The organism is Elusimicrobiota bacterium (genome assembly GCA_016218575.1).
Classification (GTDB): domain Bacteria; phylum Elusimicrobiota; class Elusimicrobia; order UBA1565; family UBA9628; genus JACRDN01.
On record JACRDN010000010.1, the window covers coordinates 1 to 22,820 of the forward strand.

22 protein-coding genes are annotated in these 22,820 nt (G+C 60.6%); 11 read left to right on the forward strand and 11 right to left on the reverse strand.

The annotated features are described in order from the left end of the window. Nucleotides 1-74 precede the first annotated feature (74 nt). Both HY921_02405 and HY921_02410 read left to right on the forward strand, forming a co-directional pair. A complete protein-coding gene (locus HY921_02405) occupies nucleotides 75-698 on the forward strand; it encodes a hypothetical protein (protein ID MBI5629718.1) in 624 nt (207 codons plus the stop codon). A gap of 131 nt (nucleotides 699-829) precedes the next feature. After that, nucleotides 830-985, forward strand: a complete 156-nt coding sequence (locus tag HY921_02410; GenBank protein MBI5629719.1) for a hypothetical protein — start codon at nucleotides 830-832, stop codon at nucleotides 983-985. Here the strand turns inward: HY921_02410 and HY921_02415 are convergent. The 5 genes from HY921_02415 to HY921_02435 are packed head-to-tail and all read right to left on the reverse strand — an operon-like array spanning nucleotide 978 to nucleotide 6,801. Further along, entirely contained in the window at nucleotides 978-2,525 is a 1,548-nt protein-coding gene (locus HY921_02415; GenBank protein MBI5629720.1) for a hypothetical protein, read from the reverse strand. The two genes, HY921_02410 and HY921_02415, sit on opposite strands and share 8 nt — an antisense overlap. Then, entirely contained in the window at nucleotides 2,525-4,213 is a 1,689-nt protein-coding gene (gene ettA / locus HY921_02420; protein ID MBI5629721.1) for an energy-dependent translational throttle protein EttA, read from the reverse strand. The genes HY921_02415 and ettA overlap by 1 nt, the downstream gene beginning before the upstream one ends. A 3-nt stretch (nucleotides 4,214-4,216) precedes the next feature. Next, the gene (locus HY921_02425; GenBank protein MBI5629722.1) at nucleotides 4,217-4,909 is read right to left on the reverse strand and encodes a CoA-transferase subunit beta; all 693 of its coding nucleotides are present in this window, start codon (nucleotides 4,907-4,909) and stop codon (nucleotides 4,217-4,219) included. 46 nt (nucleotides 4,910-4,955) lie between these two features. Beyond that, nucleotides 4,956-5,870: a CoA transferase subunit A gene (locus HY921_02430; GenBank protein MBI5629723.1), complete on the reverse strand. Its 915-nt coding sequence runs from the start codon at nucleotides 5,868-5,870 to the stop codon at nucleotides 4,956-4,958. A gap of 49 nt (nucleotides 5,871-5,919) precedes the next feature. Continuing rightward, entirely contained in the window at nucleotides 5,920-6,801 is an 882-nt protein-coding gene (locus HY921_02435) for a hypothetical protein (protein ID MBI5629724.1), read from the reverse strand. A 90-nt stretch (nucleotides 6,802-6,891) separates the two neighbouring features. Between HY921_02435 and HY921_02440 the strand changes: the two genes are divergently transcribed. Genes HY921_02440 through HY921_02450 form a run of 3 tightly spaced genes read left to right on the forward strand, consistent with a single transcriptional unit; the run spans nucleotide 6,892 to nucleotide 9,263 of the window. Beyond that, entirely contained in the window at nucleotides 6,892-7,842 is a 951-nt protein-coding gene (locus tag HY921_02440; GenBank protein MBI5629725.1) for a hypothetical protein, read from the forward strand. Between the two features lie 9 nt (nucleotides 7,843-7,851). After that, nucleotides 7,852-8,418, forward strand: a complete 567-nt coding sequence (locus HY921_02445; protein MBI5629726.1) for a LemA family protein — start codon at nucleotides 7,852-7,854, stop codon at nucleotides 8,416-8,418. After that, nucleotides 8,418-9,263 carry a hypothetical protein gene (locus HY921_02450; GenBank protein ID MBI5629727.1) on the forward strand — a complete coding sequence of 282 codons (846 nt, stop codon included), beginning with the start codon at nucleotides 8,418-8,420 and terminating at the stop codon, nucleotides 9,261-9,263. The genes HY921_02445 and HY921_02450 overlap by 1 nt, the downstream gene beginning before the upstream one ends. Nucleotides 9,264-9,537: 274 nt before the next feature. Here the strand turns inward: HY921_02450 and HY921_02455 are convergent, their stop codons facing one another. From HY921_02455 to HY921_02475, 5 genes are all read right to left on the reverse strand, one after another. Then, nucleotides 9,538-10,104 (reverse strand): peptidylprolyl isomerase, encoded by a 567-nt coding sequence (locus HY921_02455; protein ID MBI5629728.1) that lies wholly within the window; start codon nucleotides 10,102-10,104, stop codon nucleotides 9,538-9,540. A 199-nt stretch (nucleotides 10,105-10,303) separates the two neighbouring features. Further along, nucleotides 10,304-11,599, reverse strand: a complete 1,296-nt coding sequence (locus HY921_02460) for an acetyl ornithine aminotransferase family protein (protein MBI5629729.1) — start codon at nucleotides 11,597-11,599, stop codon at nucleotides 10,304-10,306. Between the two features lie 14 nt (nucleotides 11,600-11,613). Then, nucleotides 11,614-13,185 (reverse strand): aldehyde dehydrogenase family protein, encoded by a 1,572-nt coding sequence (locus HY921_02465; protein ID MBI5629730.1) that lies wholly within the window; start codon nucleotides 13,183-13,185, stop codon nucleotides 11,614-11,616. Then, complete coding sequence (locus HY921_02470; protein ID MBI5629731.1) at nucleotides 13,182-14,528, reverse strand: aminotransferase class III-fold pyridoxal phosphate-dependent enzyme; 1,347 nt, start codon at nucleotides 14,526-14,528, stop codon at nucleotides 13,182-13,184. Before HY921_02470 ends, HY921_02465 begins: the two co-directional genes overlap by 4 nt. Continuing rightward, nucleotides 14,528-15,106 (reverse strand): hypothetical protein, encoded by a 579-nt coding sequence (locus tag HY921_02475; GenBank protein ID MBI5629732.1) that lies wholly within the window; start codon nucleotides 15,104-15,106, stop codon nucleotides 14,528-14,530. Before HY921_02475 ends, HY921_02470 begins: the two co-directional genes overlap by 1 nt. 351 nt (nucleotides 15,107-15,457) lie before the next feature. Between HY921_02475 and HY921_02480 the strand changes: the two genes are divergently transcribed. After that, a complete protein-coding gene (locus HY921_02480; GenBank protein ID MBI5629733.1) occupies nucleotides 15,458-16,129 on the forward strand; it encodes a hypothetical protein in 672 nt (223 codons plus the stop codon). On the opposite strand, the gene HY921_02485 is transcribed toward HY921_02480, so the two are convergent. Continuing rightward, nucleotides 16,122-17,582: a hypothetical protein gene (locus HY921_02485; GenBank protein ID MBI5629734.1), complete on the reverse strand. Its 1,461-nt coding sequence runs from the start codon at nucleotides 17,580-17,582 to the stop codon at nucleotides 16,122-16,124. The two genes, HY921_02480 and HY921_02485, sit on opposite strands and share 8 nt — an antisense overlap. Nucleotides 17,583-17,682: 100 nt before the next feature. Between HY921_02485 and HY921_02490 the strand changes: the two genes are divergently transcribed. The 5 genes from HY921_02490 (at nucleotide 17,683) to HY921_02510 (ending at nucleotide 22,819) form a co-directional block, all read left to right on the forward strand. Beyond that, a complete protein-coding gene (locus HY921_02490) occupies nucleotides 17,683-18,438 on the forward strand; it encodes a hypothetical protein (protein MBI5629735.1) in 756 nt (251 codons plus the stop codon). Nucleotides 18,439-18,518: 80 nt separating this feature from the next. After that, on the forward strand, nucleotides 18,519-19,349 hold the full coding sequence (locus HY921_02495) for a radical SAM protein (GenBank protein MBI5629736.1): 831 nt from the start codon (nucleotides 18,519-18,521) through the stop codon (nucleotides 19,347-19,349). Next, on the forward strand, nucleotides 19,346-20,623 hold the full coding sequence (locus HY921_02500) for an aminotransferase class V-fold PLP-dependent enzyme (GenBank protein ID MBI5629737.1): 1,278 nt from the start codon (nucleotides 19,346-19,348) through the stop codon (nucleotides 20,621-20,623). The genes HY921_02495 and HY921_02500 overlap by 4 nt, the downstream gene beginning before the upstream one ends. Beyond that, nucleotides 20,613-21,851 carry a radical SAM protein gene (locus HY921_02505; protein MBI5629738.1) on the forward strand — a complete coding sequence of 413 codons (1,239 nt, stop codon included), beginning with the start codon at nucleotides 20,613-20,615 and terminating at the stop codon, nucleotides 21,849-21,851. Before HY921_02500 ends, HY921_02505 begins: the two co-directional genes overlap by 11 nt. Continuing rightward, nucleotides 21,848-22,819: a radical SAM protein gene (locus HY921_02510; protein ID MBI5629739.1), complete on the forward strand. Its 972-nt coding sequence runs from the start codon at nucleotides 21,848-21,850 to the stop codon at nucleotides 22,817-22,819. The genes HY921_02505 and HY921_02510 overlap by 4 nt, the downstream gene beginning before the upstream one ends. The last annotated feature ends 1 nt before the right edge of the window (nucleotide 22,820 follow it).

Genomic DNA, 22,820 nt, shown 5'->3' on the forward strand with positions numbered 1-22,820 from the left:
ACTAGGCCCTTTAGCCTGGGGAATTTGCCCTTTTGGCCCAGTTGCGCGCGGCATGGATTCGATAAAATAGTCATATGAAGAACATATTTCTATCTTTCATGATTCTCTCCTGTTTTTATTCCATCGCGTTGGCGCAAGGGGCAAAGCCCGAGGCCGATTCGTTGCCCAAGGTCACGCGGAAGGTGGCTGAGATGGGGCAGGCCTTGGGTTTTTGGAATTGGGAGCGAGCCGCCGGCGCTTACGATTTAGCTGGAAATAATAGTTCTTATTCTAGCGATATGGGCGGATTTATAAGAGGCGGAAAAGAGATCGAGGTGTGGAAGCTTCAGGTGGAGGTTTACCGCGATTCAGTTCAAAGGCTGCGAGGCGGATCATTGGTCTTTGCGCGGTATGATGCTAATAATGAGTATTTGCACAGTTTCTCGCATCACAAACTCGATTGGATGAGTTTCAAAAACTCTTTTCCTCTGAAAGGTTCGTGGCTCGAGAGTAATTCAGTTAATTTTTGGGTGGCGAACTCGGAATTTGATTCGGGTCAAGGGGAGAAGCTGTCCTTTAAATGCCGCCTTCACACTAAAGCAACCCTCATATGCAAGGTGGTCCATGAGTGGCGCTGGAAAGATCAGAAAACAAAAGCAGGAACGTTCCGCCGCGACTGGGAAGAAGAATACTTGATTTTCGCCCGCCCCGCTCCTTAAACTTTCCGCCTTTAATGCCCGATAGTCCTAGAAATTTATAGGACTATTGCCTTGCCTCCCCAGCCCAAGGGGCCCACGCTCGCGAGAACGCAGAGAGCTAGAATGAGCGCATCCTTTGGATGAGGTTTATCATGGAAAACGCCATTCTTGCTCCCGCGGCCGCGGTGGAGGCTCCGAAAGCCCAGGCCCATGACGCCTGGGTTTGCGCCAAGTGCGGGCAGACCATAGAGTGCCAGCTTCTCTGCTGCTGGACCTGCGTCAAGACCGAGGCGACGAGTTCTATTTGAGGCGCTTGGGGATGAGCAGCTCGAAGGAGAAGTCCTTCGAACCGATGTGAGCCGTGCGGAGGGGCTGCAAGTCGTAGGCTTGCCGTAGAATCGCCTCCACTGGCGCGGAGTCCCGCGCTCGCTCATGCCACCAGCAGTCCTTGAACAGTACCGCCTCCTTTCCCTCCAGATGTTTGAGCCAAGTCTCGGGCTGCTCCAGGATCAGATAGGGGCTGATGCTCGCCATTCTCATGACGGAGAGAACGGCGGGCGGGGAGTAGGCGATGATCCAAGCGCCGGAGGGCAGGCTGGCTGACGACTCCAGCATGAACCGATACTCCTGGTCGAAGGCCGACTCCTTTTGCCAGCGATATTGGCTCGCGCTTAGAAAAGACGTGAACGCGATCCCCAGGGCGGGAAGGGCCGCCAGGCCCATCCTTTTGGAAGCGGCGGAAAGCCCGAGCCCCGCAAAGATGTAGATGAAAATCATGGGGGCTAGCGCGTAGCGGCACTCGGCTCCGAGATTGAAGTTCCCGCGGAAGAAGCCGCTATAGAGAAGTCCGTAGCCCAGAGCCAGCGCCAAGAGCGGTGCCTGCCCGCCCTTGGCCTTTGGGGAGGCCGCGCCATAGATGGCGGCCGGGATGACCATTAGGGAAAATCCTGGCTGGCGCAGGAAATAAAGGAGGTTTCTCGGGATGTTTCGCGCCAGATGGCCGAAAGTGGAAGAGAATGACTCTCCGTAACCGGGGAGTCCTTGCGAATGGTTGACGAAGGCAATCAGTAGTATGGGGAGCGAACTCGCGATGAATATCGTTTCCGCGGCGCGCGCCGGCTTGCCTCCAGGCGCTTGGCCTCGAAGATGCAGCGAGCCGAGCAAGACCGGGAAGAGGAGGAGGTTTTCAGGCCGCGTGTGGGCCGCGATGGCAAGGCTTGTCAGAAGCAGGAGATAGCGTTTAAGGCTTTTCTCGCGGAGGGCGAGAAAAAAGGCGCCGAGCGCGCTCAAAATCCAAAAAAGCGAGGAAGCCGTGAGGTCCCCGCAGGTGGAGAACCTCAAGTGGAGAGGGGAGAATGCCAGCAGGCCCGCCGCCGTCGCGGCGGCGGGCCAGTCGTCCCAGGCGAGGAGCGCCGCCCAAAAAATGAGGAGGATGGAGGCGCTTGCCAACAGGGCGTTGAGGCCGGCGGCCGCGGCCCAACTCGGGCCGAAGGCCCGGAAGATGAGGCTCAACAGGAAGTGGAAACCTCCGGGCCAGGTCGGGGTCTTGAGAACGGAGAGCTCCGGGCTTCCCCCGGCCCAAGACTCGGCGAAGGCCCCGCGGCGAGCCAGGTTGGCGGCGATGTCGGCGTGCTCGAACTCGTCGAAATAGACTTGGGGGCGGTGCGGCCAGAGAAGTCTTAGGGAGAGTGCAGCGACGAAAATTCCGCCCAGGCAGGCGAGTTCAATTCGGTGACAGTTACCGAATTCCACACCAAATTGCAGAAAAGCCAATAGAAGCCAGGAAAGGAAAAGAGCCGCAAGAAGCAGGGGGTAGCCGTAGACTAGGAATTGCCCAGCGGGAGGCATCAACTCCGGGTGAGCTTTTTGTAATGGATGCGCTTGGGCTGGATGGGGCCCAGGCGGCGCTTGCGGTCTTCCTCGTAGTCGGAGTAGTTGCCCTCGAAGAACTTGACCTGGCTGTCGCCCTCGAAGGCGAGGATATGGGTGGCGATGCGATCCAAGAACCAGCGGTCGTGGCTGATGACGACACAGCAGCCAGCGAAGTTGGTCAGGGCCTCCTCGAGGGCGCGCAAGGTGTGGACGTCGAGGTCGTTGGTGGGCTCGTCGAGGAGGAGGACGTTGCCGCCGGCCTTGAGCATCCGGGCCATGTGAACGCGGTTGCGCTCCCCGCCGGAAAGCGAGCCCACCAGCTTCTGCTGGTCGGAGCCCGAGAAATTGAAGCGCGAGACGTAATGCCTGGAGTTGACCTCTTTTTTGCCCAAGGCGACGGTGTCGAGCCCATCGGTGATGGCTTCCCAGACGTTCTGGTCGGGCTTTAAGCTCTCGCGGCTTTGGTCCACGTAGGCGAGCTTTACGGTTTCCCCGATCTTGAAGGAGCCGTTGTCGGGCTTCTCCTGGCCGGTGACGAGCCTGAATAAGGTGGTTTTTCCCGCTCCGTTGGGCCCGATTACGCCCACGACGGCGTTAGGCGGAAGTTTGAACGAAAGGTTTTCAAAGAGGAGCTTCTCGCCGTAGGCCTTGGAGACTCCCTGAGCCTCGATGACTACTTCTCCCAGGCGCGGGCCCGGGGGGATGTAGATCTCGAGGTCCTCTGCGCGTTTCTCGGAGCCTTGTTCCAGCATTTCCTCGTAGGCCTTGAGCCTGGCCTTGCTCTTGGCCTGCCGGCCCTTGGCTCCCATGCGCACCCAGGCGAGTTCCTGGGCCAAGGTTTTCTGGTATTTGGACTCGGCCTTGGTCTCCCGGGCCAGGCGCTCCTGCTTCTGCTCGAGCCAGGAAGCGTAGTTGCCCTTCCAGGGGATGCCCTCCCCGCGGTCAAGCTCAAGGATCCAGCCCGCCACGTTGTCGAGGAAGTAGCGGTCATGGGTCACGGCGATGATGGTGCCCTTGTACTGGCGCAGGTGTTCCTCGAGCCATTCTACGGACTCGGCGTCCAGGTGGTTGGTGGGCTCGTCTAGGAGAAGAATGTCCGGCTCTCGCAGGAGGAGACGGCACAGGGCTACGCGGCGGCGTTCGCCTCCCGAGAGCTGGGCTGCGAGCTGGTCGGGCGGCGGGCAGCGCAGGGCATCCATGGCCAGCTCGAGGCGGTTGTCGAGCTCCCAGGCGCCCACGGCCTCGATCTTCTCCTGGAGGGCCCCTTGCTTGTTCATGAGCTTCTCCATTTCCTCGGGAGGGAGCTCTCCGCAAAGCTTTTCGCTGATGTCATCATAGTCCTTCAAGAGCTGCTTGATCTCGGAGACGCCCTCCTCGACCAGCTCCTTGACGGTTTTACTAGAATCCAGGCGAGGTTCCTGCTCCAAAAGGCCGACGGTGTAGCCCTTGGAGATGGTGATCTTTCCCACGTAGTCGGGGTCTTCGCCGGCCATGATGCGCAAAAGCGTGCTTTTCCCGCTGCCGTTGTCGCCGAGGACTCCAATCTTGGCGCCGTAGTAGAAGGAAAGCGAGATGTCCTTCAAGACTTGTTTCTTGGGAGGATGGATGCGGCTCACCTCAACCATGGAATATATGATTTGCTTGCTGTCGATGGTGGTGGCCATGGGTTATTTGATGTGCAGGCGTTGGGGGTCTAGTTTCTCCCGCAGTAGTGAGAGCTCTTGCGGGGTCGGAAGATCGATCTTGCCCAGGGAGGGCTGCGCGGAGAGTTTCCAGCCAACATTTTCCTGGACTTGCGCGAATGAAATTCCGGGATAAAGTGCTGTGAGGAGGAGTTCCCCGGTATTTTCGTCCGGCTCGAGAATGGCCATGTTGGTGATGACCTTCTTCACGCGCTTGCCGGAGCTCGTGATGAAGTCCACCTTCTCAGGGAAAGCGCGCTTGTCGAGCTTGGACACTATGAGCACGCGCCGGGCGTGGAGGGCGATCTCAGAGGCCCCTCCCGAGCCGGGCAGGCGCACTGTGGGAGCGCTGTAAGGTCCGATGGCCGTCGTGTTGATGTTTCCCCAGCGATCCACCTGGGCCCCGCCCAGAAATCCCACCTGGATCTTGCCGTTCTGCAGGAAGCATTGGAACACATCGGACATGCTGCAAACCATGAGCGAGCCAGTGACCAAGGCGGGGTCCCCGATGGAGGGGGGGACGCGCTCCGGAACCGCCCCCACGGCCCCCGACTCGTAGATGAGGGTCATGTTGGGGGCGTGGGTGGCGCGGGCTAAATTGCAGGCGAGATTGGGAAGGCCGATGCCGACAAAGACCACGTCGCCGTCCTTGATTTCGCGAGCCGCCTGCACGGCCATAATTTCTCCGAGGGTATAATCCCTCGCCGCCAAGGCGGCGGGTTCTTCAGTAGCCATAATTCACGCCGCCGCAAACCATTTCCTTGGCCTTAAGTCTCTCAGCCAGGCCGGGGTGGTTTCTCATATATTCGGCGCGGTCCTTTACATCGTAGACGAACTCGTCCAAGTAGCGTTTAAGGGAGGATTCTTCCCGGGCGATCTTGTCCCATTGGGCGTAGAAGTCGTTGTCTCGGTCGTAATAGCCCTGGGCGTAGGAGGGATGCGCCCCCCAGGGCTCGCGCACCACCGCGTCCACCTGCAGGCCGGGGATCAGGGTCCGGTTGGGGTCGGAGCGGATCACGGACTCGGGGACGATCTCCTCGACCGCCACGATGACGCGCTTGGAGGCGAAGGCCGCCTCCTTCTGCACGCCCATGAGGCCCCAGATTTGGGTATTGCCGTTCTTGTCGGCGCGCTGGGCATGGACGACGCAGACGTCGGGGCGCAGGGCGGGGACCGCCGCCAGGCGCTCCCCCGTGTAGGGGCAGTCCACGCCCTTGATGAGGGGGTTGGCCTTCGGAATGTCGGTCCCTTCGTAATTGCGCAAGGGCCAAAAGGGGAGGTTCGCGGCTCCGGCCGAGAGCCGGGCCACCATGCCGAAATGGGAATACTCCTCGATCTCAAGCTTGGGGGGCCGGGCCTCGACTGCGCGCCGGAAGGCGTGGAGCGAACCGACCCCGGGGTTTCCGGCCCAGGAGAACACGAGTTTCCTGGCGCAGCCCGCCGCGATCATCTGGTCGTAGATGAGGTCGGGGGTCAAGCGGCAGAGGGTTAAATTCTTGCGGCCCTGGCGGATGATCTCGTGGCCAGCGGCAAAGCAGATAAGGTGGGTGAATCCCTCTATGAGAACCGTGTCCCCATCCTTGACCAAGGATTGGACAGCCTCCTTCATCGTGGCGAGTTTGGAATTAAGACCGTGCATCTGGAATCTCAAGAACTAGATTATATTAAAAATGGCAGAGAGACTTGCCTTAGAAGGGCGGAGGGTCGCCAGGCGCCCACGGGGGAGGCCATTTTTCGAGATGAGAAGCGGGAAGGGTTTTGTCGCTGCCTTCTCCAAAAACTCTCGTGACAGCTCCGCTCATCTCTATGGAGGAAATAAAATCTTTACATTGCTTGACGGCTTCATCTTGAGTCACCGGCGTACCGCGCGCGATATCCCCCTGTTCTTTGAAAATCCGAGGGGATCCTGGGACTATGGGCTCTGGCGTGGCTTTTAGGTCTTCCCTGCGCCCTGCGGCCCATGATTCGAGCTGATTCAGTTTGCTTTTTATGTTGACCCAACGATCCTCATCCAAGGGATGCATAAACGGCATCTGGTCCCGCATCGTCTTTTTACAGCCCCAGACGCGCGCGTGCCCATAGAGCCACAGTTGCGGCGCATAGCCGGCCCGCGCCGCCAGTCGAACCCCCAGCCAGTCCGCCTGGGCCTCCAACTGCTCGCTCGTGTGCCGGCGGATTTTCTCTTCCCGAATTCCCTTTATCATTTGGATCCAATGTCCTATTTCATGGGACATAATCTCCATAATCATTGGAATGGGTTTTATTAGAAGGCCGCCATTGATCTCCAATCGTTCGTAATGGCCCATTCTGCCGTTTACTTCATCGGAATTGTTGAACACTATACGCACCTTGGCCGTGTCGAGCCCGGTCGCAGCCATCAGGCGGTAGAAAATCTCCGTGGCTTTGCGCGCGCGCAGACATTGTTCCTCCGGCCACCCGGCGGGCCGGCGGTCTTTGCAGGCGGCCATGCTTTGAGGAGCATCGTAGAATTCTCTTTTAGCGAAAGCGAGATTGGCGCTGGTCATAATGCTCGCGACTATGATGAGCTGTCTTGCTTTGAGCATGAGCATTCTTTCGAAGGATGGGGCGGAAACCGGGAAAAGTCAATAGCGGCATTCCGCCTCTTGATGAACGGCTATATTCCTGCTATATCCTGGTGAATGTCCGATGGGAACTTCAAGCTGATGCTCTACGCCTTGGTGGGGGGGCCGGCCGCCGTGGCGTGGGGGCTCGACTCCATCCGCAGGAAAAGACTCATCGAGAACACCCCGACCTCGAAGGTGCGCTCGGCCGCGATGGGCCTTGTCGAGCTTTCGGGGCGGGCGAGGAGGAAATTCGAGCTCTTGGACCCCATCTCGCGCCTGCCGTGCTGTTGGTGGAAGTCCGTCGTTCAGGAGTTCGTGGAGAGCGGAAAGAATTCGCATTGGCGGGATATTCGAGAGATATGCTCCCCGGGATTGTTTTATTTGGAGGATGAGACGGGGAGAGTGCTCATTGACGCGCATGGGGCCGAGCTCACGGCCGAGGAATACGTGCTCCATATCACCGACAGCAATTGGCCCAGGCTCGCCCCGGTCCTCATGACTTGGGGCGTGAGCTCGGGCCCGGGGAGCAAGATGCGCGTCAAGCAGCAGACGGTTTACGAGATGAACCCGCTCTACGTCCTGGGAGAGCTCACCCGCGCCGCCGACCACGTGGCCGAGCGCGGCGCGAGGTTCTCGCGCTTTCTCCAGGAGGCCAAGAAGGATCCGAAGCGAATGGCCGACGCCGACAAGAATGGTCAGATAGATCCCATGGAATGGGACGCCTTTTACGCCAAGCTTGAGGAGGAATTTCGAGCCAAAGACGCAGCCGCCTCTCACCCTGTGGAGGACGATTTGATCGTAAAAAAGCCCGCGGACCAGCCCATGATCGTGTCCACGGCGCTAGAGAAGGAGCTCCTGCAGAATGGCGGTTTCATGAGCCTGGCCGCGCTGATCGCAGGGCTGGGAGCCTTCGCGCTCGGGGTGTGGCTGGCCTTCCGGCAGGAGCTCTCCCCATCTTGGGTGGTGGTGCTGGCGGCAGGCGGGGCTGCGGCGGGATTTATGTTCAAATTCAAGTTCAAAAGGTAAGGGGGAAACATGGCGCTGGTTCTGTTCTTGGTTTTCGTGATGCTCGCGGGAGTCGCGCTCAGTTACTTTATGACCATTTACAACGGCCTCGTCGCCCTCAAGAACAACATCTTGAAGGCCTGGGCCAATATAGATGTCCTCCTAAAGCAAAGGCACGACGAGCTTCCCAAGCTCATCAAGACCTGCGAGGGCTACATGAACCACGAGCGCGCGGTCTTCGACAAGGTCCTTCAGGCCCGGGAGGCCCTCATGCGCGCCTCGGGGCCGGGACAGAAGGGCCAGGCCGAGGGCGAACTCCAGGGGGCGATTCGCCAGCTCTTCGCCTTGGCCGAGAATTACCCCGACCTCAAGGCCCAGGCCTCCTTCCAGCAGCTCCAGGCTCGGATCACGAGCCTGGAGTCCGAGATCGCCGACCGGCGGGAATTCTACAACGATTCAGTGAACGTCTACAACATCCGCATCCTAAGCTTTCCGGACATGTTCTTCGCTAGAAGCATGGGATTTTCCGCTCAGGAGATGTTCAAGGTCGCGGAGGCCGAGCGCCAGGATGTCAGCATCGAGTTTAAGGCCTCCTGATGCGCTCCCTCTGGGTCTCGGCGTTTCTTGTAGGTTTGATGGCGGCCTCGTCTTTGGCGGGCGAGCGCGGGATGATTGTACCCGCCTATATTTACTACGCCGGCCCGGAGGCCAAGGACTACGGAAATCCCAGGCAGTTCGAATATTGGGAAAGGCTCAAGTCTCTGTCAAGGAGGTACAAGGACAGCGAGGCGAAGCTGGTCATAATCATCAATCCCAGCAGCGGCCCCGGCTCTGAGGCGGCGCAGCTCAAGCTTTATCGCGAACTCGTGGCCGAGCTCCATAAATACAACACCAAGGTGCTCGGCTATGCGAGGACGGATTACGGCGCGGCCATCCTGGCCGCGGCCAAGGATGTCGCGCAGTGGCACAGGTACGTCCCGGCCTTGGACGGGTTCTTCTTCGATGAGGTAGGACTGAAGGAGGAATTCTCCAAGGGCAAGAGCCTGGCCCAACAGCAAAAAGAGTTTCGCAAGCGCTACGCCCCCCTGAAGGCGACCGCGGATGCGTTGAGGAATAAAATGATCATATACAACGCCGGGGGCTATTGGGAGTATATGAGCTATCTTAAGGAGATGGTTCAAGGCTCGCAAGGTTCGAGAATCGCCTGTATCATGGAAAGAGCGGGGAAGGATTTCGGAGCTGAAAGAGGTCTCAGGGCGATGTTGGAGCCATGGGCGCAGAAGCCGGAGCATTCCTTGGTTTTGCTGCATCATGAGCCCAGCCCTCAGCAGCTCCTTGGCGCCTATCCCCGGAGCGCTGCCTGGATCTACGCGACCAACGGAGATTGGGACAGCTTGCCGGGCTATCTGGAAGATATGGCTCAAGCCGTCCTTGGGCGCTAGCCAGAGCGCTAGTGTAGTGTCCCGGAAATAACTGAACAATGGAAGGCCCAGATTTGAGAACAGTTCTAGGCGCGACGAGGGCGCAGGCCGAGGCCTGTAACCGAGGAGCAACGACGAAATGCTCCAAAGATGGGCCTTCCCTCCGGGCTGGGGCTATTTTGTCCGGCTTCCGCGTTGCTCGGCGCTCACATACCTACAGGTATGCTCGCTTCTCGCGCCTTGAATCCGGCCAAACTAGCCCCAGCCATTGTTCAGTTATTTCCGGGACACTACACTAGCCTTTGATTTTGGCGGCCTTGATGTAGTCGAGCTTGGGAAACTCGCCCTTAAGATAGGAGTTGCCCTCGCTTTGGATTCGTCCCTGCTCCGGGCCCATGCCGTGCGGGGCGCCCTCTCCGTAGCCCTGGTAGAGCTTGTCCACGACGTCCATCCCCCCGGTGACCTTCCCGAAGGGGGTGAATCCCATTCCGTCGAGGTTGGAGTTATCCGCGTAGTTGATGAAAAGCTGGGTGGTCCGGGTGTTGGGCCCCGCCATGGCGAAGCTTAGAAAGCCCCGGGCGTTGGACTGAGCCCCGATGGGTTCGTCATCCGGGATGCGGGCCTTGCTCCACTGGGCGTTGACCGCGGGCGAGCCGTTGATCCCGAACTGGACCATGAAGCCCTTGATGGCCCTGAAGAAGGCGCAGTCATCGTAGTAGCCGGCCTTGACCAGATTGTAGAAGCGGTCTGCTCCGAGAGGAGACCACTCGCGGTGGACTTCAACGGTGAAGTCCCCTTTGCTGGTGGAGAACTGGGCATTGAATTTGGCGGGGGCCTTCTCGTTGGCTTTTTGCGGGTTCATCAGAGTCTCCTGGGCGTTGGTTTTAGGTTTTTTCCGTTGGGGTCCCGGAACAATTGTCGCGGCGGTCACTAAGGAAGGCGCGGCCAATAGGAAAGCGCTTAAAGCGGCAACTATGATATTCATTGGGAAATTGTAGCGGCTTGGGCGGGTCAATGCAAGTTATCCACCAAAACTTCCCGGGGAGTTTTGGTGGATAACTTCAGGAAAGATTGGTCAAGCAGTCGTCTAAAATCGCAAGCCCCGTGTCCACGTCGTAGGAGTTGAGGACGAGAGGAGGGGCCACTCGGATCACGGACTTGCCGCAAGAAAGCAACAGGAGGCCCTTCTTGAAGGCCAATCGCTCGAGCTTTCCCACGAGCCCGGGATCGGGCTCGCGGGTACTCCTGTTCTTGACGAACTCCACTCCGATCATGAGGCCCACCCCGCGCACGTCGCCGATGGCGGCGTGTTTCTTTTGCAACCGGCGCAGTCCCGAGAGGAGCCGCTCCCCCATTTTGGCCGCGTTTTCCCGAAGCCCGCCCTCGACCAGGTCCAAGGTGGCCAAAGCCGCGGCGCAGCAGACGGGATTGCCGCCGAAGGTCGTGCCGTGAGAGCCCTGGGGCCAGGTCATGACTTTTTCCTTGGCCACGATGGCGCCGATGGGCATGCCCGAGCCCAGCCCCTTGGCCGTTAGGAGAACGTCGGGCTCCACCCCGAAATAGTCGGCCGCCCACATTTCCCCTGTCCGGCCCACCCCGGATTGGATCTCGTCGAAGACGAGAAGGATGCCGTTGTCGTCGCAAATCTTGCGCCATGCCCTCAGGAACTCCGGCCTGGGCATCACGTAGCCTCCTTCTCCTTGGATGGGCTCGATGAACACCGCGGCGACCTCCCGGGGGGAAACCTTGCTCTCGAAGAAGCGCTTGGCGGCCTCGAGGCCCTCGACCCCCCGGTAGGGGTTGTCGTAGGGCAGGTGAGTGACCTCGGGAAGAAGCGGCCCGAAGCCCGTCTTGTATTTGGACTTGCTCGCGGTCAAGGTTACGGCCGCGTAGGAGCGCCCGTGAAAGGCGCCGTCGAAGGCGATGAGGTGCGAGCGTCCGGTGTGGTAGCGCGCGAGCTTGACCGCCCCTTCCACGGCCTCGGTGCCGGAGTTGGTGAGAAAAACCCTCTTCTTGCCCTTCCCCGGGGCGAGCTTCGCCAGCTTCTCGCAGAGCCGGGCCATGCCCTCGTAATAGAAGTCCGTGCCGCAGATGTGGAAGAACTTTCCGGCGGCCTCCTGCACGGCTTGGACCACTTTGGGATGGTTGTAGCCGGTGGAGGAGACCGCGATGCCGGCCATGAAGTCTATGTAGCGGTTGCCGTCCATGTCCTCGGCCATGGCGCCTTGGCCCCCGGCCATGACCAGGGGGTATTCCTTAATATAGGAAGGGGAGGCCCATTCCTTGTCAAGGGCGATGATTCTCCTGGCCCGCGGGCCGGGAGGGGAGACGAGGATGCGGGGGTAATCCTGGGAAATTTTGACTGGCATGGTCACTCCATGACGGTGCGGCTTTGCTCGCGCATGAATTGCTGGACGTAGTAGGGGCCGCAGCCCCCCTTGCCGGTCGAGCCCGAGCCCTTCCAGCCGCAGAAGGCCTGCACCCCGGGCCAGGCCCCGGTGGTGGCGCCGGTCCGGCGATTGGCGTAGCAGACCCCGGACTCGATCTCATCGAAGAACTTCTCGATCTCCTCCGGGTTCTTTGTGAAAATGCCGGCGGTGAGTCCGTATTCGGCCTTGTTGGACTCCGTGATGGCCTGATCGAGGCCGCTCACCACGCCGACGCTGAGAAACGGCACGAATAGCTCCCGGAAGAATAGTTCGTGGCCGAGAGGGAGCTCGGCGATGGTGGGCTCGACGAAATAACCCTTGTCAAAGGAACCGCCGCTCAGGCGGCGGCCGCCCACAAGAATTCTTCCGCCCTGAAGGGCGGAAGCACATGCTCCCTCGAACGTCTTGACGGCCTTGGCGTTGATCACGGGCCCGAAGAAAACGTCCCTCTGGGTGGGATCGCCCTTCTTGATCGCCGAAGTCTTCTCCAGCAGCTTCTCCAGGAAAGCCTTCGCGACTTTCTCGTGGACGTAGACCCGCGAGCAGGCGGAGCACTTCTGGCCCTGAAGGCTGAAGGCGGACTTCATGATCCCTTCGGCCGCCATGTCGAGGTCGGCAGAGTCCATGACGATGGCCGGGTTCTTTCCGCCCAGCTCCATGAGAGTGGGTTTGACCCATTGGGTGTTGAATTCCTTGACCATGCGCAGGCCCACTTCCTTGGAGCCGGTGAATACGATGCCGTGGACGTTGGGATGATTCCAGAAGGCGTCGCCCACGATGGAGCCCTTGCCGGTGATGAAGTTGAAGGCCCCTCCGGGGACTCCGGCGTCGCGGTAGCATTCGTAGAGCATGAGCCCGGTCCAAGGCGTGTCCTGGGCCGGTTTGTAGACGACGGTGTTGCCGGCGATGAGGGCGGCCGAGGACATCCCCGTGGACAGGGCCATGGGGAAATTGAAGGGGGCGATGCAGGCGAATACGCCGTATGGGCGCAGGACGGAGGCCGTCCTTTCGTTCGGGAGGAGCTTGCCCAGGGGGCGGACAAAGCCCTTGTTTTCCTCCATCTGCGCGCAGTAATAATCTATGAGGTCGGCGGATTCCTCAGCGTCTCCCATGGCCTCCATCCGGCTTTTGCCGACCTCGAGGCTCATGACCGCGGCGATGTCGTATTTGCGCTCGCGGATGAGGCCGGCCGCGCGGCGCAGGATTTTCAGGCGCTCGGGCCAGGCGACCTTTTGCCAGGCCTTTTGCGCGCACCAGGCGGTCTTGGCCGCGAGGTCCACTTGTTCGGGGGCGGCGGAGGCGAATTTTCCCAAGACAAGGGCGGTGTCAATGGGTGAGAGGTCGGTGATGGGTTCCAAGGAGGAATTCACCGGCTTGCCGGCTATGTAGAGCGGGTGCTCTTTCCCGGCCTTGGCCCGGACGCGGGCCAAGGCTTCATCGAACAGCCGGTGGAACTCTCCCATGTCGGCGTTGGCCGAGGTGTAGGTGATCTTGAAGGGTGCCGCGGTGGTCATAGTAGCTCCATGGTCTCGGATAGGGTTTTCTTAAAGCGGGAGACAATCTCCTCGATCTCGTCCTCTCCGATGATGAAAGGGGGTGCCACCATGACGAGATCTCCATTCTCGCCGCCGGCCTGGCCCACGTTGGGCCATAAGACGAGCCCGTTTTCTTGAGCCCTGTCCACGAAAGTTTCCGCCATCCGGCGGCTCCGGTCGAAGGGCTTCTTCGTCTTTTTATCCGACACGAACTCGATTCCGGCCAGCATCCCGATACCGCGCACGTCCCCCACCGCGGGCAGGTCCAGGAGGCTTTTGAGCCGGGCCTGAAGAATCTCTCCCGTTTTCGCGGCCCGCTCGATAAGGCCGTGGGATTTGATATATCTCGCCGCCGCCAGCCCGGCCGCGCAGATGAGCGGGGTGTGCGAGAAAGTCTGGGCGTGCTTGAGGCTTCCGGAACCCGAGGCCACGGCCTCAGCGAGCCGGTCCGAGGTCATCATGACCGAAAGGGGGGCGTAGCCTCCGCTCAGGCCCTTGCCCAGGATCATTATGTCCGGGGATACGCCGTAATGCTCGAGGGCCGTCCATTTCCCCGTGCGCCCGGCCCCGGTCAAAACCTCATCGGCGATGAAGAAAATATCATGTTTGTCGCAAATCTCGCGGATGCGGCGCCAATAATCGGGCCGCGGGACCGAGGCCCCGGTCGAGGAGCCGCCCACGGGCTCCGCGATGAAGGCGGCGACGGTCGAGGGGTCTTCCTTAATGAGAGCCTTTTCCAGGGAGTCTCCCGAGCAATCGGGGCAATCTTCCTTGCCAGACAACCCGGCGCAGGAACACCGGTATGGGTAGGGAGCCGCAATCATGGGCACGGGCACAAGCCAAGAGGAAAACAATTTCTTGTAATGGCCGCGGGCCGAGGCGGAGAGAGCAAGCAAGGTGTTGCCGTGATAGCCCGGGCTTTGGGATATAATTTTCGTCTTCCCGGGCTGGCCGATCTCGGCCCAATATTGGCGCGCGAGCTTGAGCGCCGCCTCCACGGCCTCGGAGCCGCTGCAGAGAAAATAGCAATGGCCGAGGCCCTTCGGGCCGAGGCTGGAGAGCTCCCGCGCCAGCTCCTCGGCGGGCTCGTTGGTGAAGGCAGTGCCGTTGACATAGGCCACCTTGGCGGCCTGGGCGGCGAGAGCTTGGGAGATCTCGACCACGCCGTGGCCGAGGTTCGCGACGAAAGCGCCCCCGCAGGCGTCCAGGTAACGCTTGCCGTTCTCATCTACGAGCCAGCAACCTTCGCCCTTGACGATTTTGGGGAAAGCCCGGTTTAAGGCGCGGTAGAACACCGGGCTTTCGGGATAGCGGTAGGCCATCAGGGTCGTCCCTTGCGCGATTTTTTCAGCTCGACCTTCGTCACGTCCCAGGAGGGGCCGGAAAGGTCGGCCGTGATCTCCGCTTCGCGGATTGTCTTGCTATTCTTGCTCTGAAAGCGGACCACGGCCCTGTAGCGGCCCGGGGCGGTTTCGGTGAAGGAGGACTTGTCCAGGCCGCGGAGTTTCAGTCCGTTGCGGGAAAGATAGATGCCGAGCACGGTTCTATAGTTGTGCCAGGCGTCGCCCAGGCTCATGGCTTCCTGGGGGGGTAGCGGCTCGGCGAAGGGCTCTCTTTTGGATTCTTCGGCCTTGTCCTGCGCTCCTTGCTGTCCGGATTTCTCGGCTTCATAGCGGGAGCTGCGAAAAGAGCCCCCCACGACCTCGGCCGGAGCTTCCTGCGCCGCGCCGGACGAGGAGGGGGATGAGCTTTGGGTGGAATAGGACGAGCCTTGACCGTACGACGAGCCTCCCGACTGGCTCCCGCTTGAGGAGGAGCCCTGAGAGGATTTTGAATACTGCTGCGCGCCCACGGCGGGGAGCGCGGCGAGAAAGAAGGCGGCGGGCAAAGATGAAATCATGTCTCCTGCTCCGGATTTTAGCAAAATCCGGCCGGGGCGTAAGGGCTCGCAATGGAATAATATGACCAACTGGCAGGCCCAGCTTCGAGTTGATTTCGAGGCGCGAGGAGGGAGCAATGCCGCAGCGCATTGTGACCAACGAGCAACGAAGAAATCGGCCGAAGATGGGCCTGCCCGGAGGGCCGGGGTACTTTTGGGCTGCGACTTCGTCCCTCGTCATTCACATACCGCTGCGGGTATGCTCGCTCCTCGATCCTCGTCTCGCTCCAAAATTGCCCCGGCCAGTTGGTCATATTATTTCATTGCGAGCCCTAAGTGCTGGCAGGGTAAATGTTAAAATGGCCTGGAGTCATGATTCTCTCCTTTTACAACGCCTTGGCTGGCCGCAGCGAGCGCTTTGAGCCCGCCGCGCCGCCCTGCATAGATGTGCAGTTCGAGAAGGCGCTGCCTCGCAGGGGAAGCCTCGTGTTCCTGCGCGCGGAGGCCTTGGGCTCGCGGCTGGCCCCGATATTCTCCTATCTGGGCTATGCCCTCAACGACAAGAGCCTGGAGCAGGGCGGCCGCCCCCCCGAGATCTATTTTGGAGTTTCCGCTCCCCAGCCGGGCACTCGGATATGGCTGAGGATCAACCCTGATGCGATAGCGGGGAGCCTAAGTTGGGAGGAGGCCGAGGCCCGTGGTTTCGGTCCCGCGCCCATGGATTACCTTTGCCTGAAAAGCCATTACCGCAAGCCCCTTGATTTTTCTCCACAGGCGCTGGAAGCGGCGCGCCACGACCTGGAGTGCTTGGAGGAGATCGCCCAGCGTTTGTCTCGCCATTACGGAGGCTCGGCTCCGAGCCAGGCGGGGCTGGCCGGCTATAAAAAACGCTTCCGCGACGCCCTCTCCCATGATCTGGATATTCCCGAGGCCCTCTCCTGCCTGTTCGACGGCCTGCGCCCAGGGGCCCTCTCTCCGGGTTCCCAGCTGCATCTGCTCAAGGAAGCTCAAGAAGCCTTGAATATGCTGACCGTCGTTATTTAGCCATAATCGGCACATACCATTGGCCCTGGGGCGATATGAGCGGCGGCCCAAGCCGGAAACGCTTCAAGAGCTCCCTCTGCACGCGGGCTTGGTAGGCGTCTATCTCCGGGCTTGAAAAAACGTCGCTTGGGCGAAAGTAGCTATCGGCCGCGAGAAAACAGAGTCCTCCTCTCTTGAGAGTGCCTGAGATTTCCCCGAATGCCCGGGCGTGGATATCAAGCTTGGCGGCGGAAAATGCCGCGCTCTGCCCAGAGCCCGCGTCGAAGCGGATCATGCGCAGGCGGTCCCGGTAGAGATAGCCGAATATCCAGTCCGGGGCTCCGGCCATGGCCAGCAGATCGCGTGAGCCCATCTTTTCCAGGAGGAAGTTTCCTTCGATCTGGATGGGGTCCCGCCAAGGCCGGGAGCGCGGGAATATGGCCGTGAAGAAGGAAAAGCCCGCGATGGCCAGCGTCCCCGCGGCCAAGAGCGGCTTGCCCGCGGGGACGCGGTCGGCCAAAGCGGCTAGAACCAGGGGGAGGCCGAGGGCGGCGCAGAAGGCATAGTCGTCCGCGGCATGGAATAGGATGAAAACGGCGGAATAGGCGGCGAAAATAGCCGCCGCCCATGAGAAGGCCCGGCGTGCGCAGGCGTCGGAGCAAAGGCGCCGGGCGGCGGGCGCGGCCGAGAGAAAAACAGGCAGGACGAAAAGAGACTCCGGCAGGCGGCCAGCCAGCCAGCGCGCGTAGACCAGCGGCATGGCCAATAAATCGGGATTTCGATAGAGAGAGGTTTTCTCGAAATGGGGAGGCGCGTACATGGCCTTTAGCGCGGCGAGAGGGCCAGCCGGCATCGTGAAGCCGTAGAGCCCGCAGAGCCCGACGGAGATCGCGGCGAAAGCCCAGGCTTGGCCGGGCCCGCGCCGCCTCAAGAGCCAGGCTCCCAAAGGGATGAGAGCTAGGTTGGCCATATCGAATCCAGCGGCCAGCGCAGTGAGTAGTATGGGGAGAGGTTTCGTTGTGTTATTCTCCGCCGTCAGCGCCAGCAAGGCCGCAGTCGCCAATAGGGCTCCCAGCATGTAAGGCTTTGTCTGCATGGAAAAAATCCACGGATGCCTTTGCGCCGCCAAAGCCAGAGCGGCCGCGCCGGCGACCCACGGGGTTTTCGTGAATCTCAGGCAGAGTCTGCACAGAAGCGCCAGCCAAGCCGCGGCGGCGAGCAGGCTTAGGAGTTGAAAGACGGGCAGGAGCTTGCCCTGGAAGCCCAGAGCGCGCAGCAGCAGGGCCACGCCGCGCAGCAGTGGGACGTAAAGGGGGTGAGCCGTTTGGTGGACTTTCCACAGTCCCTCCTCGGCGACCACGACATAAGTGAACGCGCTGGCGTCGTATTGCCTTGAAAGAAACAGGGCGCTCAGAAGCCCAAAAAAGGCGCCCAGGGTCCAGGGCGGCAGGGCGGTCTTGAGCCGCTCGATCATGGGGCTGATTATAACACCTATATGCCTGAAAATCTATGCAATAAAAGGATATTTTGCGATATTGACAGAACCGATCGGGCCTGTTAAACTCACGGAAGGTATGGCCGAGTTGAATCTCCGCCTCGATATTCGGGTTACCCCGGCTTTGGTGCGTTGGGGCTTGGCCGGCCTGCTTCTATCGGTCTTCGCGCCCGAGCTTGCCACGGAATCGGTGACCTTGACCACGTATTATCCCGCGCCCTCGGGAATATACACCCAGCTCATCGCGACCAACAATACCTATCTTTCCAGGGACGGCGGAAACCTCGGCATCGGCACAACGAGCCTGCATTCAAGCGGAGGTTTTACCGCGAAAACCACCTTGGACGCGGGCGGGAGCATGCTGGGCTTGGCGGTGCGAGGATCGGCTTCTCCCGCGATCAAGATCATCAACAGCTCCAACACCGAGCTCGGCACGGTGGCCGGGGTGACGGCGGCGGGGGCCTGGGCCACCGGAAGCACGGTCAACGATATAGTGATGCGCTCTCCTGCGGGCCGCCTTATCCTCGCCACCGGAGCCTCGAACACCCCTAGGCTTGTCATGGACGGGAGCGGTTATGTTGGAATTGGGGGAGCTCCCACCGCCTCTGCCTCTAATCTTCCTTTGCAGACCTCAGGGCTTCGGGCCACGCAAACCGGCTGCACCATCACGGGATTTACGACAGGCACCACCAACTGCGGCGCCAATAATTACGCCACCTTGATCGCCGGCGTCTGGGCCGAGTACATGGTGACTGGAAACATCGCGACCACCGGCGGAGGCGGAGGCCAGGAAGGAAGCATGCTTTGCTGCCCGTGCGGCGGAGCCTGCCCGTGATAATTTAGTGACAGTTACTTAATTCTCCGGAGAATTCGCAATTAAGTAACTGTCACTAAATTGCGGTATACTTTCCCCGAATGGCTTTGCACCTGCCCATCAACGGGGTCTGCAACATCAAGTGCGTTTTTTGCTCGGCCGATGGGCGCAGCGGGGATTTTGAGCTGGCCTCGCTCCTGGACCAAATAGACCGCGACAAGACCGGACACGTCCAAATATCGGGCGGCGACCCCATGGTCAAGGATCCGGCCGAACTCCTGAAAATCCTCCTCCGTTGCCGCCAAAAAAATAAGATCATAGAGTTCCAGACTAACGGGGTGATGGTGACCCGCTATAACCCCAAGCGCCTCAAGATGCTCGTGGGTCTGGTGGATTTCTTCAACATCAATTTCTCCGCGCACACCCCGGAGCTCGACCTCGCGGTGACCGAGACCTCCGGGGCTTTCGAATGGAGGGTCGCCGGGGTGCGCCGTCTTTTGGAGCTCGGAGCCTCGGTGAGGCTCAACTACATCGTGCACGAGGCCAACTACCGGCACTGCGAGGACTTCGTGCGCTTCGCCGCGCGCGAGCTCCCCGGGTTCTCTTGGATCCAGTTCAGCTACTGCAAGGGCATGGGGCGGGCCAGGGGCGAGAAGGCGGTGATGCCGCGCTTCCGGGACGCCGCCCCCTATCTCAACGCGGCCATGGGGCGCTGCTCGGAGCTTGGGCTGGACTTCGACGTGGATCACATCCCGGTTTGCTTTGTCATGGATCATCGGGAGCACCACGCCGACTACCGCAAGATGCGAGACTTCACCTCGGGAGTCCATTTGTCGGAGAAGCAGCAGGTGGCCGACTGCAAGCCTTGCGCCATGAAGGACGTTTGTCCGGGGCCCCGGCGCGACTACATCGAGATATACGGCGCTCTATGACCACCGCTGAGGCGAAGGAATTGGATCTGATAAACATCCGAGACGAGTTTCCGGCCTTGGAACAGAGAGTGCAAGGCCGGAAGCTCGTCTATCTTGACAGCGCCTGCACGGCCTTGAAGCCCCGTGCCGTGGCCGAGAGGCTGGGCGATTTCTACCTCCATTGGGGCGGCTGCGGCGGAAAGCGCTCGACCCATCTGGCCTCCCAGCAGGTTCAGGACTGGCTCGAGGAGGCCCGGCGGACCGCGGCCGACTTCATCTCGGCGGAATCTCCCAACGAGATCGTCTTCACCTCAGGCACGACGGAGGCGGCCAATCTTCTTGCCCGCGCATTCCCCTTCGATGGGGAGCGCCGCGAGGTCGTTCTGACGGACCTCGAGCACAACGCGATTTTCCTTCCGTTTCACGAGGCTTGCCTGAGAGGGGAGGTTTCGCTGCGCTTCTGTCCGAGCCGTGATGGTCGCGTGGATTTGGATGCTCTCGAGGGCCTGATTTCTGAGAAAACCGCATTGGTGTGCATGACTCGGGCCTCGAACGTTTACGGGGGGATTCAGCCACTGGCTCAGGCGAGCCACCTTGCCCACAGGCGCGGCGCGCTTATCTTCAGCGACGAGGCTCAATACGTGGCCACCCATCGCGAGAAGGTCCAGGAGGTCAACGCGGACTTCATCGCCTTCTCGGCGCACAAGATCGGAGGCCCCTTTGGGGCCGGGGTCTTGTACGGCAAGGAGAATTTGCTCAACAGGCTTAAACCCGCCAAAGTCGGCGGGGGGACCGTGAAGTCCGTCGTTTGGGAGAGGGGTGCCTCTCCTCTCGTGGAATACCTGGACGCCCCCGCGCGCTTTGAGGCGGGGGTGCCTGACTTTGCGGCCATCCTCGGCATGAAGGAGGCCGTGGATTTTCTGCGCCGGATTCCCGAGGAGGAACTCCGCGCTCACGTCTCCGCTTTGGTGCGGCGCCTGGCGCGGGGGCTGGCCCGGTTTCCCGAACTCCGGGTCCTGGGGCGGGAGGAGGACTTGGCCAAGGGGGCGCTCGTTTCCTTCCATCCCGTCCAGGAGGGCTTCTCGGTCGCGGACTTCAATCTCTTTCTCAACCACGAGTTGGGAGAGCGCTTCATCGCCATCCGGGCCGGGGAGCACTGCGCGCATCTTCTGCACCAGAGGCTTGCGCTCCCCGCCACTTTGCGGGTCTCCTTCTTCGCCTACAACACCGCCGAGGAGGTGGATTTCTTCCTGGAGGCCGTGGGGTCGTACCTGCGCGCGCTCTATGAGCATTGAGGCGGAGCTTCCCGGCGTGGAGGCCTCGGCCGACCGGGACGCCTTCGACGAGCCCAAGTGTTTCGATATTCTTCTCAATTACGCCTGCAACGCCAAATGCCTTTTCTGCTCGCAGGATTTCGACTGGCGCAAGGCGCCCAACGAGCTTCCTTTCGAAAAGGCGGTGGAGCACCTTTATCTTGCCTACAAGAACGGCTACCGCAGGCTGGGATTCACCGGGGGCGAGCCCACCATCCGGCGCGATCTGCCCAATCTCATCGCCTTGGCCCGCAAGATCGGCTACACCTACATCCGCATTCAGACCAACGGCGTGCGCATCGCGGACTACGACTACGTCAAGGCCTTGACCGATGCGGGGCTCACCTTCGTCAAGTTTTCCATCCACGGCCATGAGGCAGGGCTCCACGACAAACTCGTGGAGGTTCCCGGGGCCTTCGACAAATGCCTGCGCGCCATCGAGAACTTAAAGAAGCTCAATGTCGGCATCGGAGTCAACATCGTTTTGAACGAGTGGAATTACAGGCATCTCGTCGAGTTCTACGAGCTGTTCCTGATCAAGCTCGAACTTTCCAATTTCGTCATCATAGCACCCTTGTATGAGGGGAACATGACGAGTCATGTTCCCCTCATGGGAGCCAGGCTGACGGACATGGCTCCGCACATCCGCCGGGCATACGAGGTCTTTACAAGGATCAACTTTCCGAAACCACCGCTCCTTCTCCATTTCACGCCGTGCGTTCTTCCGGGCTACGAGCAGCAGATGCTGGGATGGTCGGCCTTCAACACCATGGTGGTGAGCCCCAAGGGGGAAAAGCGGGACCTCGACATGACGGCCCAGTTCCACACCGTCAAAACCGAGGCCTGCGGGCGCTGCGTCTACAACGACCGCTGCATTGGTTTTGACAAATCCTACGCCCGCTTCTTCGGGATTGGGGAGATCGCGCCGCTTTCGGAGGTCCCCCAGCGCTACGATGCCCAGAGCCAAAGGCCCCGTCACGAGGGACGCAGCGTGCTTACCGACAACGAAAAATGCGTTCTCGAGGTCCTGAAGGTGAAAAGCCCCGTCGCGACCAAGGAGTTTCTTGGGGTCGCGGAGGGCATCCCGCTCTGCAAGGACTGCAAGGATGAGAACGCGGTGATAAACGCCGCCGAAACCTTGATCCGCATGGGCCTGGTCCATCGGGAGTTCAGGCGGGGCAAGTATTTTTGGAGTCTGAAGCCTGAATGAAGGAGCCCGGGAAGATCGAGAAGCTGGTCCTTTTCACCGGTTTTTCCTGCAACAGCCATTGCCATTTCTGCATAGACCTCAACAAGAGGGATCTTCCGGATAAGTCCACCCAGCAAATCGTCTCCGAGATGGCCCAGGCCCGGGCCAAGGGGGTCGAGTACCTGGAGCTCATCGGGGGGGAGACCACGATCAGGGGGGACTTCCTGCCCTTGGTGCGCACGGCAAAGAAGCTGGGCTTTAAGGACGTCGTGGTGGTGACCAACGGCCGCATGCTCTCCTACCCCGAATTCGCGCGCCAAACCGTCGAGGCCGGGGTGACCGACCTCATCTTCTCCATCCACGGCCACGACGCGCGGCTCCACGACGAGCTCACCTTCGCCCCGGGGGCTTTCGAGGAGCTCTTGAAGGGGATAGAGAACGTCCGCGCCCTGGGATTTGAGCGGATCTTCGCCAACTGCACGGTGGTTAGGCAAAACATGGAGCGCATGCCCGACATCGGCCGGCTCTTCATCGAGCTCGACATCCACCACGCCGAGTTCATTTTCGTGGATCCCACCTACGGCGGCGCCTACACCAATTTCAAAGGCCTGGTTCCACGCATCGCCGAAGCCGCGCCTTACTTGCGTGAGACGCTGGACATCGGCCGGCGTTGGGGCACCAGGGACTGGTGCGTGCGCTACGTCCCTCTCTGCCATTTCGCGGAGTACCTCGATCAAGTGAGCGAGCTCAGGGAGGTCGAGCTTTTCCACACCCGGCATTGGGCGCCGGACTTCAAGAACGAGGACGTGGGGGGATCGCGCAAGCTCGCGGCCCGGGCCAAGACCGAGCGCTGCGAAGGCTGCGCGCTTTACGAACGCTGCGAAGGGCTGTGGAAAGAATACCTGCGGCACTACGGGGATGAGGAGTTAAAGCCAGTAGAACAGCCAACGCCCCTCACGGCGACCCGCCTCCCGCGGGGAGGCGGGTGAC